This is a genomic window from Vibrio sp. Isolate32 (assembly GCF_022397955.1).
Taxonomy (GTDB): Bacteria; Pseudomonadota; Gammaproteobacteria; order Enterobacterales; family Vibrionaceae; genus Vibrio.
In genome coordinates this window covers 42,675-56,952 of sequence record NZ_JAKEUQ010000023.1, presented here as the reverse complement: position 1 = coordinate 56,952, position 14,278 = coordinate 42,675, and the positions used below count along the sequence as shown (strand labels likewise).

Sequence of the window (14,278 nt, the reverse complement as noted above, 5' to 3'; positions counted from 1 at the left end):
CGGATGCACTATCAAACCAAAGCCTGCATCTATGCAGGCTTTTTTCTGCTTTTCACTACACAGCTTGTGCCGTAAGTTGCTTCAATAATCTATCCATCGCGCGATAACCGAGAGCTTCCGATAAGTGTTTCTTTTCTATCTGCTCGTTACCGTCAAGGTCGGCAATAGTTCGTGCGACCTTGATGATTCGGTGATAGGCGCGAATCGATAACCCTAAACGATGCAGTGCTGTTTCGAGAAACTCCGCATCTTCGCGTCTCAATGGGCAGTACTTTTCAATTTCTCGACTACCGAGCAGTGCATTCGATTTATGGTTCCTAGACAGCATGGTTTGACGAGCCTGCTTGACCCTTTGCTTTACGATTTGGGTGGTCTCACCTCGGTCACCACCTTCGGCGAGCATTCCTTTGGGCAATAATGGGATCTCGAGAGACATATCAAACCGATCAAGCAACGGCCCTGATAGTCGGTTGAGGTAACGTAATATGATCTGCGGGTTAGCCCGCGCTTGATTACCTTCGTAGTAACCTGTTGGGCTTGGGTTGAGTGCACCGACCAACTGAAAGCGCGCAGGGAAACGCGTCTTGCCCGCAGCACGGGAGATAATAATCTCGCCCGACTCTAGTGGCTCTCGCAAAGAATCAAGCACCTTACGCTCAAACTCTGGCATTTCATCCAAGAATAATAAGCCGTTATGCGCCAAAGAGATCTCGCCCGGGCGAGGTATAGAACCACCACCAACCAGCGCAGCCATGGAACTCGAATGGTGTGGCGCGCGAAAAGGGCGTTGCTTCCAGTTGTACTGATTGATCTCTTGTTGAGTCAACGAAGCGACCGATGCCGTTTCCATCGCCTCGTCATCACTCATGTCGGGTAACAAATCACGCAGGCGAGACGCCAACATGGTCTTGCCCGTTCCGGGAGGTCCGAGAAAAAGTAAGTTATGGTTACCCGCCGCTGCAATCTCCAATGCTCGCTTACCCTGCTGTTGGCCAATGATGTCCTGCAAGTCGCGAAGCTCAGACACATCGACTTGATGTTGCTCAGTACGATACAAACCCAGTTGAGCCTGACCACATATATCTGCGCAAACTTCCAATAGGGTTTGTGCCGACTTATGGGCCCCTTTACCAACTAGGGCTGCCTGATCACCATTGTAATGCGGTACAACCAAACAGCGCTCGACACTATCAGCAGCCAGTGTTGCTGGTAGTACCCCTTTCACTGAACGCAGTTCTCCAGACAGTGCCAATTCCCCGATGAATTCATGTTGAGCTATTTTTGATGTGGGTAGTTGATCGGATGCCACCAAGATCCCTAGCGCAATCGGCAAATCAAAACGCCCGCCCTCTTTTGGTAAATCCGCCGGAGCAAGGTTGACCGTGATTCTTTTCGATGGAAACTCAAAGCGAGAATTGATGATGGCACTTCTGACTCTATCCTTGGACTCCTTAACTGTCGTTTCAGGCAAACCCACCAGCGTGAACCCCGGCATTCCATTGCTGATATGCACCTCAACCGTAACTTCTGGCGCTTCTACCCCCACACTAGCCCGGCTATGAATTATCGCGAGTCCCATAACTTTCCTTTGTCTTTGATTTAAAAGTATTCGCTCTGGATATTCGTTGCGCACCAAAGCAATAAGATTGTTATATAGCTTGGTGGAATGGTGTTTTAATGTGAAAAAAGAATGACATTTTCCTTGTCATGCGACAGATTTGTGTGATAACACTAGAGATGGAGACATTTACTGAACAGAATAAACAAGAAAACTCGAATTATATGAACTTCAACGCTCGCATTTACGCACTGATTAACCTGATTATCGTAGTCATTATTGAGACTGCGCGGGGGCGAGTGGGAAAAAAGTAACCACGAATTAGAAAAAACCCCCGCACTGACAAGTCCGGGGGTTTTTTCTAATTTATAGATTCGAATTTTATATTTTTGAACATTTTCGGCTTTGCCGATTTACAGGAAGAATGGGAGCACAAGATGTGCAGAGACAAAGGAAAAAGTTACCAAAATAAAGGTAATACGGGAGAATTCCGATGAAAGGCGCAGAATTAGTCGTATCCGCACTAAAGCAGCAAGGAATAGAGACCGTATTTGGCTACCCAGGTGGTGCCATCATGCCAATCTACGATGCACTTTATGACGGCGGAGTTGAACATATCTTATGTCGCCATGAGCAAGGCGCAGCAATGGCTGCGATCGGTATGGCTCGTGCAACACAAGATGTGGCAGTGTGTATGGCAACCTCAGGCCCTGGTGCTACTAACCTAGTCACTGGCCTAGCCGATGCCTTTATGGATTCTATCCCACTGGTTGCAATCACAGGTCAAGTTGCAAGCTCCCACATAGGTACCGATGCATTCCAAGAGATGGATGTGATTGGTATGTCTCTATCATGTACTAAACACAGCTACCTAGTCACCGACATTGAAGAGCTAGCTCCAACACTAGCCGAAGCGTTTGTGGTAGCAAAGTCTGGCCGACCAGGCCCCGTTATCGTTGATATCGCAAAAGATGTTCAACTGGCTGAAGCTCCCGTTAACTCTCTTCCTGAATTTACTCCTCCTGCAATTCCGGTTGCGACAACCGATGCGATTGAGCAGGCACAATACTTCTTATCTCAAGCAACCCGCCCTGTTTTATACGTAGGTGGTGGTGTGCAACTAGCAAAAGCAACCGGTGCGGTTCGTGAGTTTTTACGTCTTAACCCAATGCCAGCTGTAAGCACATTGAAAGGTTTAGGTACCATTGAGCGTGACGACCCACACTACTTAGGCATGCTAGGTATGCACGGCACCAAAGCCGCTAACCTAGTGGTTCAAGAGAGTGACTTATTGATTGTTGTTGGGGCTCGTTTTGATGACCGAGTAACAGGCAAGCTCGATACCTTTGCACCTCACGCTAAGGTTATCCATATCGATATCGATGCAGCTGAATTCAGCAAACTGCGTCTGGCTAATGCGCCAATTCGTGGTGACATCAACAAGATCATGCCTCAACTAGAGCTTACTCAAGATATCTCTTCTTGGGTTCACCACTCAGAAGGCCTACGTAGCTCATTCAAGTGGCGCTATGACCACCCTGGCGATCTGATCTTTGCTCCACTGCTGTTGAAGCAACTGTCAGACATGATGCCTGCAAGCTCTATCGTTTCAACTGATGTGGGCCAACATCAAATGTGGGCTGCGCAACATATTCAGCCTCGCGATCCACAGAACTTCATCACCTCTGCCGGTTTGGGCACCATGGGCTTTGGTTTACCAGCCGCGATGGGTGCATCGGTTGGCCGTCCTGATGACCAATCTATCCTTATCTCTGGTGATGGCTCGTTCATGATGAACGTGCAAGAGCTTGGTACGCTAAAACGCCGCCAAATCCCAGTGAAGATGGTTCTGCTAAACAACTCTCGCTTAGGCATGGTTCGCCAATGGCAATCTCTGTTCTTTGATGGTCGCCACAGTGAAACCATCTTAGATGACAACCCAGACTTCGTAATGCTTGCAAAAGCCTTCGATATTCCAGGCAAGACCATCACTCGCAAAGAAGAAGTAGAACCCGCTCTAAAAGAGATGCTTGAAAGCAAGACGGCTTACCTACTTCATGTTCTTATCGATGAAGAAGAGAACGTATGGCCACTAGTACCGCCAGGTGCTTCAAACAGTGATATGTTGGAGAACACATAACATGAAAAGATACTTATTAGACATCAAAGCCGATGATAAGCCAGTACTACTAGAGCGTGTTCTTCGTGTTATTCGTCACCGTGGTTTCATCGTTAAGCAAGTAGCCGGCACTCAGAACCATGAAAGCAAGATCGCCAGCGTTGAGATCATTGTCGACAGTGAGCGTCCGATTTCCTTCTTGGTCAATCAAATCGAAAAACTGTGGGATGTACGTACCGTTGACGTTATCTCTATCAGTCGTAATGAATTGCCAAACAATAACTTACAACAAAAGATAAGTGCATAAGGAACCGCAAACATGACAGCAAAAACGGCAGACTATATTTGGTTTAACGGTGAAATGGTTCCTTGGGCAGAGGCGAACGTTCACGTCTTAACCCACGCTATGCACTACGGTACTTCAGTGTTTGAAGGTGTACGTTGCTACGACACGCCAAAAGGGCCGGTGATCTTCCGTCACCCAGAACACGCAAAGCGCCTAAAAGATTCAGCAAAAATATACCGCTTCCCGATTCCTTACACTGAGGAAGAGATTATGGAAGCGACTCGCGAAACCCTACGTCAAAACAAACTAGAGTCAGCATACATCCGCCCTCTAGGTTTTGTTGGTAACGTGGGTTTGGGTGTATGTCCTCCAGAAAACACTGAAATGGACTTAATCATCGCCGCTTTCCCTTGGGGCTCTTACCTAGGTGAAGAGGCGCTAGAAAATGGCGTAGATGCGATGATCTCAAGCTGGAACCGTGCAGCACCAAACACTATCCCAACGGCTGCGAAAGCGGGTGGCAACTACCTATCTTCACTACTAGTTGGTGGTGAAGCACGTCGTCATGGTTACGATGAAGGTATCGCTCTCAGTGTCGATGGTTACCTTTCTGAAGGTGCGGGTGAGAACATCTTTGTCGTGCGCAATGGCGTGCTATCTACACCACCAGCAACCAGCGCGATTCTGCCGGGCATCACGCGTGATTCGATCATGACGCTAGCAAAAGACATGGGTTATGAGATCCGTGAAGAGAACATTGCTCGTGAAGCGCTATACCTTGCCGACGAAGTCTTCATGACAGGCACAGCAGCAGAGATTGTTCCAGTTCGCAGTGTAGACAAAATTACAGTAGGTGAAGGCAAACGCGGTCCTATCACTGAAAAAGTTCAAGCGGCTTACTTTGGTCTTTTCAATGGTACCACTGAAGATAAGTGGGGCTGGCTAGACTATGTTTACCCAGAAAACCAAACTTTAGAAAATCAGTAAGCAACAGCCAAATATTTTATAAGGATTTAAGCAATGCCAATCTATCGTTCAGCAACGACTACCCACGGACGCAACATGGCTGGTGCGCGCGCTTTATGGCGTGCAACTGGCGTTAAAGATGATGACTTCGGTAAGCCAATCATCGCAGTTGTAAACTCTTTCACTCAATTCGTACCAGGCCACGTTCACCTTAAAGATATGGGTCAATTGGTTGCAGGTGAAATCGAAAAAGCAGGCGGTATCGCTAAAGAATTCAACACCATCGCGGTTGATGATGGTATCGCAATGGGTCACGGCGGCATGCTGTACTCACTGCCATCACGTGAGCTTATCGCAGACTCTGTAGAATACATGGTCAATGCACACTGTGCAGATGCGATGGTATGTATCTCTAACTGTGACAAAATCACTCCGGGAATGATGATGGCAGCTATGCGCCTAAACATCCCAGTGATCTTTGTATCAGGCGGCCCAATGGAAGCAGGTAAAACCAAGCTTTCCGATCAGATCATCAAGCTAGACCTTGTTGATGCGATGATCCAAGGTGCCGATCCAACAATCTCAGATGAGCAAAGTGAGCAAGTAGAACGCTCTGCATGTCCAACATGTGGTTCATGTTCAGGTATGTTCACGGCTAACTCAATGAACTGTCTAACTGAAGCGCTTGGTCTATCTCAGCCAGGTAACGGCTCTATGCTAGCAACCCACGCAGACCGTGAAGAGCTATTCATCAATGCAGGTAAGCGTATCGTTGACCTGACTAAGCGTTACTACGAGCAAGACGACGAATCAGCACTGCCTCGCAATATCGCGAACCGCGCAGCCTTTGAAAATGCGATGGCTCTAGATATCGCAATGGGTGGTTCAAGTAATACCGTTCTTCACCTATTGGCAGCGGCTCAAGAGGGTGAAGTCGACTTTGATATGGGTGATATCGACGAGATGTCTCGCCGTGTTCCACACCTATGTAAAGTGGCTCCTTCAACACCGAAATATCACATGGAAGACGTTCACCGCGCAGGTGGTGTAATGGCTATCCTAGGTGAACTAGACCGCGCTGGCCTACTGAACAACCAAACTCGCACTGTGCTTGGCCTAAGCATGCAAGAGCAGCTTGCTCAATACGACATCATGCAAACAGAAGACGAAGCGGTACTTAAGTTCTTCCGCGCGGGTCCTGCTGGTATTCGTACAACTAAAGCCTTCTCGCAAGATTGTCGTTGGGATCGCCTTGATGACGACCGCAAAGAAGGTTGTATCCGCACTAAAGAGAATGCATTCAGCCAAGAAGGTGGCCTAGCGGTACTTTCAGGCAACATCGCCGTTGACGGTTGTATCGTTAAGACAGCTGGCGTTGATGAAGAGAACCTGAAATTCCAAGGTCCTGCTATCGTATTTGAAAGCCAGGACACAGCCGTAGAGGGCATCTTAGGCGGCAAAGTAAAAGCGGGTGAAGTGGTTGTTATCCGTTACGAAGGTCCTAAAGGTGGTCCGGGCATGCAAGAAATGCTTTACCCAACTACTTACCTAAAATCGATGGGTCTAGGCAAGTCTTGTGCACTGCTAACAGATGGTCGTTTCTCGGGTGGTACATCGGGTCTGTCTATCGGTCACGCTTCTCCAGAAGCAGCAAGTGGCGGTGTGATTGGTCTAGTGAACACTGGCGACATCATCACTATCGACATCCCTAGCCGCTCAATCACACTTGATGTGCCTGAAGCTGAGCTAGAAGCCCGTCGTGTTAAGCAAGATGCACTAGGCTGGAAACCAGAAAACCGTCAGCGTGAAGTTTCATTCGCACTGAAAGCTTACGCAAGCATGGCAACCAGTGCCGACAAAGGCGCCGTGCGTGATAAGTCTAAGCTAGAGGGCTAACTATGAGTGATGACACTTCCAGCCCCCAAAAACAAACTGGCGCAGATTATCTGCGTCAGATCCTGAGAGCGCCGGTTTACGAAGCGGCAATAGTGACACCTCTACAGGATATGCCACGTTTAAGCGCGCGCATTGGAAATCAGGTGCAGCTTAAGCGAGAAGACCGTCAGCCGGTCCACTCGTTCAAGCTACGTGGTGCCTACAACATGGTATCAAGCCTTTCAGAGCAGCAGAAAGCCGCAGGTGTGATTGCAGCATCGGCGGGTAACCATGCTCAAGGTATGGCGCTGTCCGGTTCTAAGTTGGGTATTCAAACCACGATTGTGATGCCAAAAACCACACCTGACATCAAGGTTGATGCGGTACGTGGATTTGGCGGTAACGTTGTTCTACACGGTAGCAACTTTGATGAAGCCAAAGCAGAAGCTGAGCGACTGTCAGCTGAGCATGGTTACACCTTTGTGCCTCCATTCGATCACCCATTGGTGATCGCTGGGCAAGGCACCATGGGTATGGAGATGCTTCAGCAAAATGGTCACATGGATTACATCTTTGTGCCTGTTGGTGGTGGTGGCTTAGCCGCAGGTGTTGCAGTGCTTGTTAAACAGCTGATGCCAGAGATTAAAGTCATTGCAGTAGAACCTGAAGATTCGGCTTGCTTGAAGGCAGCTCTAGATGCTGGTGAGCCAGTAGTACTGGATCAAGTCAGCATGTTTGCTGATGGTGTTGCGGTTAAACGCATTGGTGAAGAGACATTCCGTCTGTGTCAGCAATACATCGACGGTCACATTGCCGTGTCTAGCGATGAGATCTGCTCAGCAGTAAAAGACATCTTTGAAGACACTCGTGCAATTGCCGAGCCTTCTGGTGCGCTTGCTCTAGCTGGCTTAAAGAAGTTTGCTGAGCAGAATCAGCTGCAAGATAAGCAATTAGCAACGGTACTGTCTGGTGCTAACACCAACTTCCACGGTCTGCGCTATGTGTCTGAACGCTGTGAACTGGGTGAGAAGCGAGAAGGTCTGCTTGCGGTGACGATTCCAGAGCGACAAGGTGCATTCCTTGAGTTCTGTAATATTATTGGTGGTCGTGCAGTGACTGAGTTTAACTACCGCCACAACGACGAAAGCCTAGCAAATATCTTCGTTGGTGTACGTCTGCAAGGTGGACAAGAAGAACTCGAACACATCATCAATGACCTACGTGACGGTGGCTACCCAGTTGTCGATCTGTCTGATGATGAGATGGCAAAACTGCACATTCGCTACATGATTGGCGGTAAACCATCGAAACCTCTGAAAGAACGCCTATACAGCTTTGAGTTCCCAGAATACCCAGGTGCATTGATTAAATTCCTTGATACCTTAGGTACCCACTGGAATATCAGCCTGTTCAATTATCGCAATCACGGTGCCGACTACGGCCGTGTATTGTGTGGCTTTGAGCTTGATGATGATGATTTGGCTCAGTTCTCGACCCACTTACGAGAGCTTGGCTATCAATGTAAAGATGAAACCGATAACCCTTCCTACAAGTTCTTCTTGTCTTAAGAGTTAACGACCGAATCAAAAAGAGCGAGTATTTACTCGCTCTTTTTATTAGTACCAAACCCTAAAGGATCCTCTTTCAAAGAGATCATTAAATCGCCTTGCGATGATCCAACCAATCTTGATACAACTGCTCACTTGATCCTAAGTACTTTACCATCCACTCAATCAGTTTATGGTTATCATCTTTTCGCCACACCAAGCAGCAGTGACTCTGCGGGCTTGGTTCAGGCAATATTTTTTCCACCAGCAGGCCTTGTTCGATAATAGGTTCAGCAATGTGTCTTGGCATATACCCTACCCCAACTCCATTCTTGAGACACTCTATCGCGCTATACCAGTTAGGTAATAAAAGGCGTCTTTGATTTGAGTAGTGACCTGTGTGCCGCTTAGGGAGCACGCTAGAGGTATCATCCAAACATATCGCGGGGTATTGGCTAACAAACTCTTCATTGAGGTTTTGCTCTCGCACACATGGGTGACTTGGCGACATGACAAACGCCCAATCTAAACGGCCCATGTCTTTAACCTCAAAGTCACCACCAACCGGAATCGCAGAGGTTGCTCCAATCACAATATCCGCTCTGCCCTGTGCAATGGCTTCCCAAGAACCATTAAACACCTCCATGTTGATCTGAAGCTCTGCAAACTCAAACGTTTGATAGAACTCTTCAATCATCGGCTTCATCTTGTCGAGCTTCACCACGTTATCGAGCGTTAAGCGCAAGGTTTTCTTCCAACCACGAGCCGCTCGTCGAGTCTGGGCACTGACCTCTTCCATCTGCCTCAGCAACGCGCGCGCCTCTTCAATGAACAGTTCACCTGCAGGTGTCAGCTCTACCTTTCTCGGTAAACGTCTGAAAAGTAAAACATCCAGTTCTTGCTCGACCTGCCTAACACCGTAGCTGATCGCCGATGGTACTTTGTGCAATTGCTCTGCCGCAGCAGTAAAACTGCCCAAGCGAGCAACAGTGTCGAGCATTTCTAAAGAGGATTTAGAGAACATAAGCCTTCAAATTTTTTGATTGATAACCACATATTTTAGCGTTTTATTTTATCAGGTCTGAAAAATAGAATATCAGTATACATAAACAGGGGCTTTTACTTCTGTATATCAAACAATTTTTTTGATGATAAAGACATCACTACCTTTAGCTTAATGGCATCTTATGAATATTTCTAAATTTCAATTGGTCTACCTTGCAGTTCTTTCAATGCTTGGCTTTATCGCGACCGATATGTACCTTCCTGCATTTAAGGCAATGGAAGTTGATTTCGCAACCGGTCCAGAGCAAATTGCTTTGTCTCTAACCGTATTCCTTGGCGGTATGGCGATGGGTCAACTTCTTTGGGGTCTAGCAAGTGACAAGTATGGTCACCGCAATACGCTGGCGGTTGGTCTTGTTATCTTTACTGCAGCTTCATTTGGCTTAGCATTCAGTACTGAGGTATGGCACCTACTGACACTACGCTTCATCCAAGCGATCGGTGTATGTGCTCCTGCGGTGATCTGGCAAGCAATGGTTATCAAGCGTTACTCGCAAAGCAGTAGCCAGCAAATTTTTGCAACCATCATGCCTTTGGTTGCGTTATCTCCTGCACTAGCACCTCAGTTAGGTGTGTTATTGGCGGATAACTTTGGTTGGCACAGCATCTTCGTTACCTTAACGCTAATGGGTGCGCTACTTGTCGCAACGACGATGGCTCAACCAAAAGAAGCACCAGAAGTAAAACAAACATCTATTAAGACAGACATCAAGATGTTGCTTAAATCAAAGCCTTACATGGGTAACGTTTTAATGTTTGCTTCTGCGTCTGCAGCTTTCTTCGCTTACCTAACGGGTATGCCAGAGATCATGGCTCAACTAGGTTATGAAGCAAAAGACATCGGCCTAAGCTTCATCCCACAAACAATCGCATTCATGGCTGGTGGTTACTTTGGTAAACAAGCAGTGAAGAAATATGGCGATGGTGTGGTGCTAAGAAATTTGATTGGTTTGTTCAGCGTTGCTGCAATGCTTATCTTCATCGCATCGCAGTGGGAGCTGACATCAATCTGGCCTCTACTTGCACCGTTCTGTCTGATTGCAGTCGCGAATGGCGCACTTTACCCAATCGTAGTAAATCGTGCCCTATCAAGTGCGAAGCAAAGCCCTGCAACAGCTGCAGGTCTACAGAACAGCTTACAAATCAGCATCAGCGGCCTATCAAGCGCATTGGTAGCAGCAATGGCGAGCCAAGCACTAAGTGCAACAGGTATTGCAGTTGTGATTTGTTTGGGCGCTTTATGGATTGGCTACATCGTGTCGAACAAAGAGCTATCAGAACACTTTGCAGCACCAGATAACTCTCGTGTTGTAGCAGAAGAGAAGCAAGACTAGGTTATAGGTTAACGAAAACAAAAAAGAGCGATATTACTCGCTCTTTTTTATCTAGAGTTATATAGAATAAGCCAGTAGCTCTATCTAAATCATCTTGTTTATTGCGAGACTACATTTTCTTAGTCGGACGTTTCCAATCAGCAATCTTACGTTCTTTCGCACGGCTGATAACTAACTCATTTTCAGAAACATCGCGCGTTACTGTAGAGCCAGCACCAACAGTTGCACCATTACCAATCGTAACAGGCGCGATTAATTGACTATCTGAACCAACGAATACGTCGTCGCCGATAATGGTCTTAAACTTATTCGCACCATCGTAGTTACAAGTAATAGCACCCGCTCCCACGTTTACACGCTGACCAATTTCAGCATCGCCTAAATACGTTAAATGATTCGCTTTAGAACCTTCACCAAGGCGAGTGTTCTTCACTTCAACAAAGTTACCAACGTGCGAATCGTTACGCATGTCTGCACCTGGACGTAGGCGAGTAAATGGACCAACCGTACAGTCTTCACCGACCGTTGCACCTTCGATTACGCTGTATGGGCGAATGATGGTGTTGTCATCGATCTCACAATCTTTCAAGACACAACCTGTGCCGATAACTACGTTGTCGCCAATGCTAACGCTGCCTTCGATGATAACGTTAGTATCAATCTCAACATCCATACCGCACTGCAATTCACCACGTAGATCAAAGCGGCTTGGGTCGCGTAGCATTACGCCTTGCTTCAATAGCTTGTCTGCTTGCTCAGCTTGATAAGCGCGCTCTAGACGAGCCAGTTGAGAGCGATCGTTAACACCTTCGACTTCAATTGGGCTTACTGGGTGCACCGCCTCAACCGCACGACCTTCATCGTGAGCTGCTGCAATAACGTCAGTCAGGTAGTATTCACCTTGTGCGTTGTCGTTGCTTAGGCCAGACAACCAGCGCTTCAGATCGCCACCTGTCGCAACCATAACGCCAGTGTTGATCTCTTTGATAAGCTTCTGCTCATCCGTTGCATCTTTTTGTTCAACGATCGCCACTACTGGGCCATTACGACGAATAATACGACCGTATCCCATTGGGTTGTCTAGCACGACCGTAAGTAGCGCGATACCACCGTTTGGTTGAGCGTCTAATAAGTTTTCAATAGTTTCAGGCGAGATAAGAGGAACATCACCGTAAAGCACCAGTACTTTCTCATCATCAGCAAAGTGCGCTGATGCCTGATCCACCGCGTGGCCTGTACCCAGCTGCTCAGCTTGCAGTGCCCAATTTACAGATTCTTCAGCTAGAGTAGCCTTCATCTGATCACCACCGTGGCCGTAAACCAGGTTGATATTTTGAGCGCCTAAACCATTACATGTATCGATAACATGCTTCACCATTGGCTTACCTGCAAGTGTGTGCAGAACCTTTGGTGTGTTTGAATACATGCGAGTGCCTTTGCCCGCCGCGAGAATTACCGCGCTAAACTTCATTGTAAACCTATCCAACGTTATTTTTATTAAGCCGATATTGTAACCGTTTTTGGCCAAAAAATTAAATCGCAATAACCATTTAACCAGTAGTGATACGTAAAAGAAGCATTTTTGAGAATCTAAAAATGCAAAAAGGCGACCCTTAGGTCGCCTTTATCTCAGAACCAATAATCTTATAAAAGATTAACGGCGCTGTTTTGTCAGTTCGATAACTCGTAACTGAGCAATGGCTTTAGCCAGTTCACCGGCCGCTTGTGCGAAGTCTATGTCGCCATGCTGATTTTGGATATTCTCCACAGCCTTGCGTTTAGCTTCTTCCGCCTTTGCTGCGTCTAGCTCTTCACCACGGATAGCTGTATCAGCCAGTACAGTCGCTGTACCAGGCTGAACTTCTACCATACCACCAGAAACATAAATAATTTCTTCGTGGCCGTGCTGCTTAACAATACGCACCATACCAGGCTTGATAGCGGTCAGCAGTGGAGTATGACCATGGAAAATACCAAGCTCACCCTCACTACCGGTCACCTGAAACGTCTCAACAAGGCCTGAGAAAATTTGTTTCTCTGCACTTACAACGTCTAGGTGAAAGGTTATTGCTGCCATATCGCCTCCTAGTTAGCCTTATAGCTTCTTAGCATTCTCGATAGCTTCGTCAATTGCACCACAGTACATGAACGCTTGCTCTGGAATGTCATCGTATTCACCAGATAGAAGACCTTGGAAGCCACGTAGAGTCTCTTTAAGAGGTACGTAAACGCCTGGGTCACCTGTAAATACTTCCGCTACGTGGTAAGGCTGAGTTAGGAACTTCTCAATCTTACGAGCACGAGATACAACTTGCTTATCTTCTTCAGATAGCTCGTCCATACCTAGGATAGCAATGATATCTTTCAGCTCTTTATAGCGCTGAAGAGTAGACTGAACGCCACGAGCGATGTCGTAGTGCTCTTGTCCAACTACCAATGGATCCAGTTGACGTGAAGTAGAGTCTAGCGGGTCGATCGCTGGGTATAGACCCATAGATGCGATGTTACGGTTAAGTACAACCGTTGCATCCAAGTGAGCGAACGTTGTTGCTGGAGACGGGTCAGTCAAGTCATCCGCTGGTACATATACCGCCTGTACAGACGTGATAGAACCAGATTTCGTTGACGTGATACGCTCTTGTAGAACACCCATTTCTTCAGCTAGTGTAGGTTGGTAACCTACCGCAGAAGGCATACGACCTAGAAGTGCTGATACTTCAGTACCTGCTAGTGTGTAACGGTAGATGTTATCAACGAACAGTAGAACGTCACGACCTTCGTCACGGAAGCGCTCTGCCATTGTTAGACCGGTCAGTGCAACACGTAGACGGTTACCTGGTGGCTCGTTCATCTGACCGTAAACCATCGCTACTTTTGATTCTTCAGGTTTTTCAACGTTTACAACGCCAGCTTCCTGCATCTCAAAGTAGAAATCGTTACCTTCACGAGTACGCTCACCTACACCTGCAAATACAGATAGGCCTGAGTGTTGAAGTGCGATGTTGTTGATAAGTTCCATCATGTTAACGGTCTTACCTACACCAGCACCACCGAATAGACCAATTTTACCACCCTTAGCGAATGGACAAATCAAGTCGATTACTTTAACACCAGTTTCTAGAAGAGCTGTCTCGTTAGACTGCTCTTCGTAGCTTGGAGCTTCACGGTGAATTGCGTAATGCTCTTCAGCACCGATTTCACCACACTCATCAATCGCGTCACCTAGGACGTTCATGATACGACCCAATGTCTTAGTACCTACTGGTACTGAGATTGGAGCGCCAGTATTTTCAACTGTCAAACCACGACGTAAACCATCAGAGCTACCCATTACGATTGCGCGAACTACGCCACCGCCAAGTTGTTGCTGAACTTCAAGAACTAGACGTTCTTGTACTTCATTAACATTCAGAGCGTCGTATACACGAGGTACTTCACCCTGTGGGAACTCTACGTCGACTACCGCACCGATGATCTGTACGATCTTACCTGTAGCCATCGTTAATCCTCTAACTATTTAGTTTTACC

Annotated in this window: 11 protein-coding genes; 6 read left to right on the top strand and 5 right to left on the bottom strand. The window is 47.2% G+C overall.

Translation table 11 applies throughout. The features are described from left to right. Positions 1-55: 55 nt before the first annotated feature. Positions 56-1,579, bottom strand: a complete 1,524-nt coding sequence (locus tag L1D11_RS16680) for a YifB family Mg chelatase-like AAA ATPase (RefSeq protein ID WP_239833258.1) — start codon at positions 1,577-1,579, stop codon at positions 56-58. A 472-nt stretch (positions 1,580-2,051) separates the two neighbouring features. Here L1D11_RS16680 and ilvG point away from each other — a divergent pair, with 472 nt between their 5' ends. From ilvG to ilvA, 5 genes are read left to right on the top strand one after another with little or no spacing between them, the layout of a single operon-like run. Next, positions 2,052-3,698, top strand: coding sequence for an acetolactate synthase 2 catalytic subunit (ilvG, locus tag L1D11_RS16675; protein WP_128162535.1), 1,647 nt, complete (start codon positions 2,052-2,054; stop codon positions 3,696-3,698). A gap of 1 nt (position 3,699) precedes the next feature. Continuing rightward, a complete protein-coding gene (ilvM, locus tag L1D11_RS16670) occupies positions 3,700-3,984 on the top strand; it encodes an acetolactate synthase 2 small subunit (protein ID WP_004739310.1) in 285 nt (94 codons plus the stop codon). A 12-nt stretch (positions 3,985-3,996) separates the two neighbouring features. Beyond that, the gene (locus L1D11_RS16665; RefSeq protein WP_239833541.1) at positions 3,997-4,950 is read left to right on the top strand and encodes a branched-chain amino acid transaminase; all 954 of its coding nucleotides are present in this window, start codon (positions 3,997-3,999) and stop codon (positions 4,948-4,950) included. 33 nt (positions 4,951-4,983) lie between these two features. Beyond that, positions 4,984-6,825: a dihydroxy-acid dehydratase gene (gene ilvD, locus L1D11_RS16660; RefSeq protein WP_186171840.1), complete on the top strand. Its 1,842-nt coding sequence runs from the start codon at positions 4,984-4,986 to the stop codon at positions 6,823-6,825. A gap of 2 nt (positions 6,826-6,827) precedes the next feature. Further along, positions 6,828-8,372, top strand: coding sequence for a threonine ammonia-lyase, biosynthetic (gene ilvA, locus L1D11_RS16655; RefSeq protein WP_239833540.1), 1,545 nt, complete (start codon positions 6,828-6,830; stop codon positions 8,370-8,372). A gap of 88 nt (positions 8,373-8,460) precedes the next feature. Here the strand turns inward: ilvA and punR are convergent, their stop codons facing one another. Further along, entirely contained in the window at positions 8,461-9,375 is a 915-nt protein-coding gene (gene punR, locus L1D11_RS16650) for a DNA-binding transcriptional activator PunR (protein WP_239833539.1), read from the bottom strand. 163 nt (positions 9,376-9,538) lie between these two features. On the opposite strand from punR, the gene punC reads away from it, so the two are divergent. After that, positions 9,539-10,750, top strand: coding sequence for a purine nucleoside transporter PunC (punC, locus tag L1D11_RS16645; RefSeq protein ID WP_239833538.1), 1,212 nt, complete (start codon positions 9,539-9,541; stop codon positions 10,748-10,750). A gap of 109 nt (positions 10,751-10,859) precedes the next feature. Here punC and glmU read toward each other — a convergent pair whose 3' ends face one another. From glmU to atpD, 3 genes are all read right to left on the bottom strand, one after another. Further along, on the bottom strand, positions 10,860-12,221 hold the full coding sequence (glmU, locus tag L1D11_RS16640) for a bifunctional UDP-N-acetylglucosamine diphosphorylase/glucosamine-1-phosphate N-acetyltransferase GlmU (RefSeq protein WP_239833537.1): 1,362 nt from the start codon (positions 12,219-12,221) through the stop codon (positions 10,860-10,862). 183 nt (positions 12,222-12,404) lie between these two features. Beyond that, on the bottom strand, positions 12,405-12,827 hold the full coding sequence (locus L1D11_RS16635) for a F0F1 ATP synthase subunit epsilon (protein ID WP_004735742.1): 423 nt from the start codon (positions 12,825-12,827) through the stop codon (positions 12,405-12,407). 18 nt (positions 12,828-12,845) lie between these two features. Beyond that, positions 12,846-14,249 (bottom strand): F0F1 ATP synthase subunit beta, encoded by a 1,404-nt coding sequence (gene atpD, locus L1D11_RS16630; protein ID WP_019825544.1) that lies wholly within the window; start codon positions 14,247-14,249, stop codon positions 12,846-12,848. Positions 14,250-14,278 lie beyond the last annotated feature (29 nt).

Excerpts from the sequence above, each read along its gene's own strand:
- L1D11_RS16680 (WP_239833258.1), bottom strand. The coding sequence starts at position 1,579 with ATGGGACTCGCGATAATTCATAGCCGGGCTAGTGTGGGGGTAGAAGCG.
- ilvG (WP_128162535.1), top strand. The coding sequence starts at position 2,052 with ATGAAAGGCGCAGAATTAGTCGTATCCGCACTAAAGCAGCAAGGAATA.
- ilvM (WP_004739310.1), top strand. The coding sequence starts at position 3,700 with ATGAAAAGATACTTATTAGACATCAAAGCCGATGATAAGCCAGTACTA.
- L1D11_RS16665 (WP_239833541.1), top strand. The coding sequence starts at position 3,997 with ATGACAGCAAAAACGGCAGACTATATTTGGTTTAACGGTGAAATGGTT.
- ilvD (WP_186171840.1), top strand. The coding sequence starts at position 4,984 with ATGCCAATCTATCGTTCAGCAACGACTACCCACGGACGCAACATGGCT.
- ilvA (WP_239833540.1), top strand. The coding sequence starts at position 6,828 with ATGAGTGATGACACTTCCAGCCCCCAAAAACAAACTGGCGCAGATTAT.
- punR (WP_239833539.1), bottom strand. The coding sequence starts at position 9,375 with ATGTTCTCTAAATCCTCTTTAGAAATGCTCGACACTGTTGCTCGCTTG.
- punC (WP_239833538.1), top strand. The coding sequence starts at position 9,539 with ATGAATATTTCTAAATTTCAATTGGTCTACCTTGCAGTTCTTTCAATG.
- glmU (WP_239833537.1), bottom strand. The coding sequence starts at position 12,221 with ATGAAGTTTAGCGCGGTAATTCTCGCGGCGGGCAAAGGCACTCGCATG.
- L1D11_RS16635 (WP_004735742.1), bottom strand. The coding sequence starts at position 12,827 with ATGGCAGCAATAACCTTTCACCTAGACGTTGTAAGTGCAGAGAAACAA.
- atpD (WP_019825544.1), bottom strand. The coding sequence starts at position 14,249 with ATGGCTACAGGTAAGATCGTACAGATCATCGGTGCGGTAGTCGACGTA.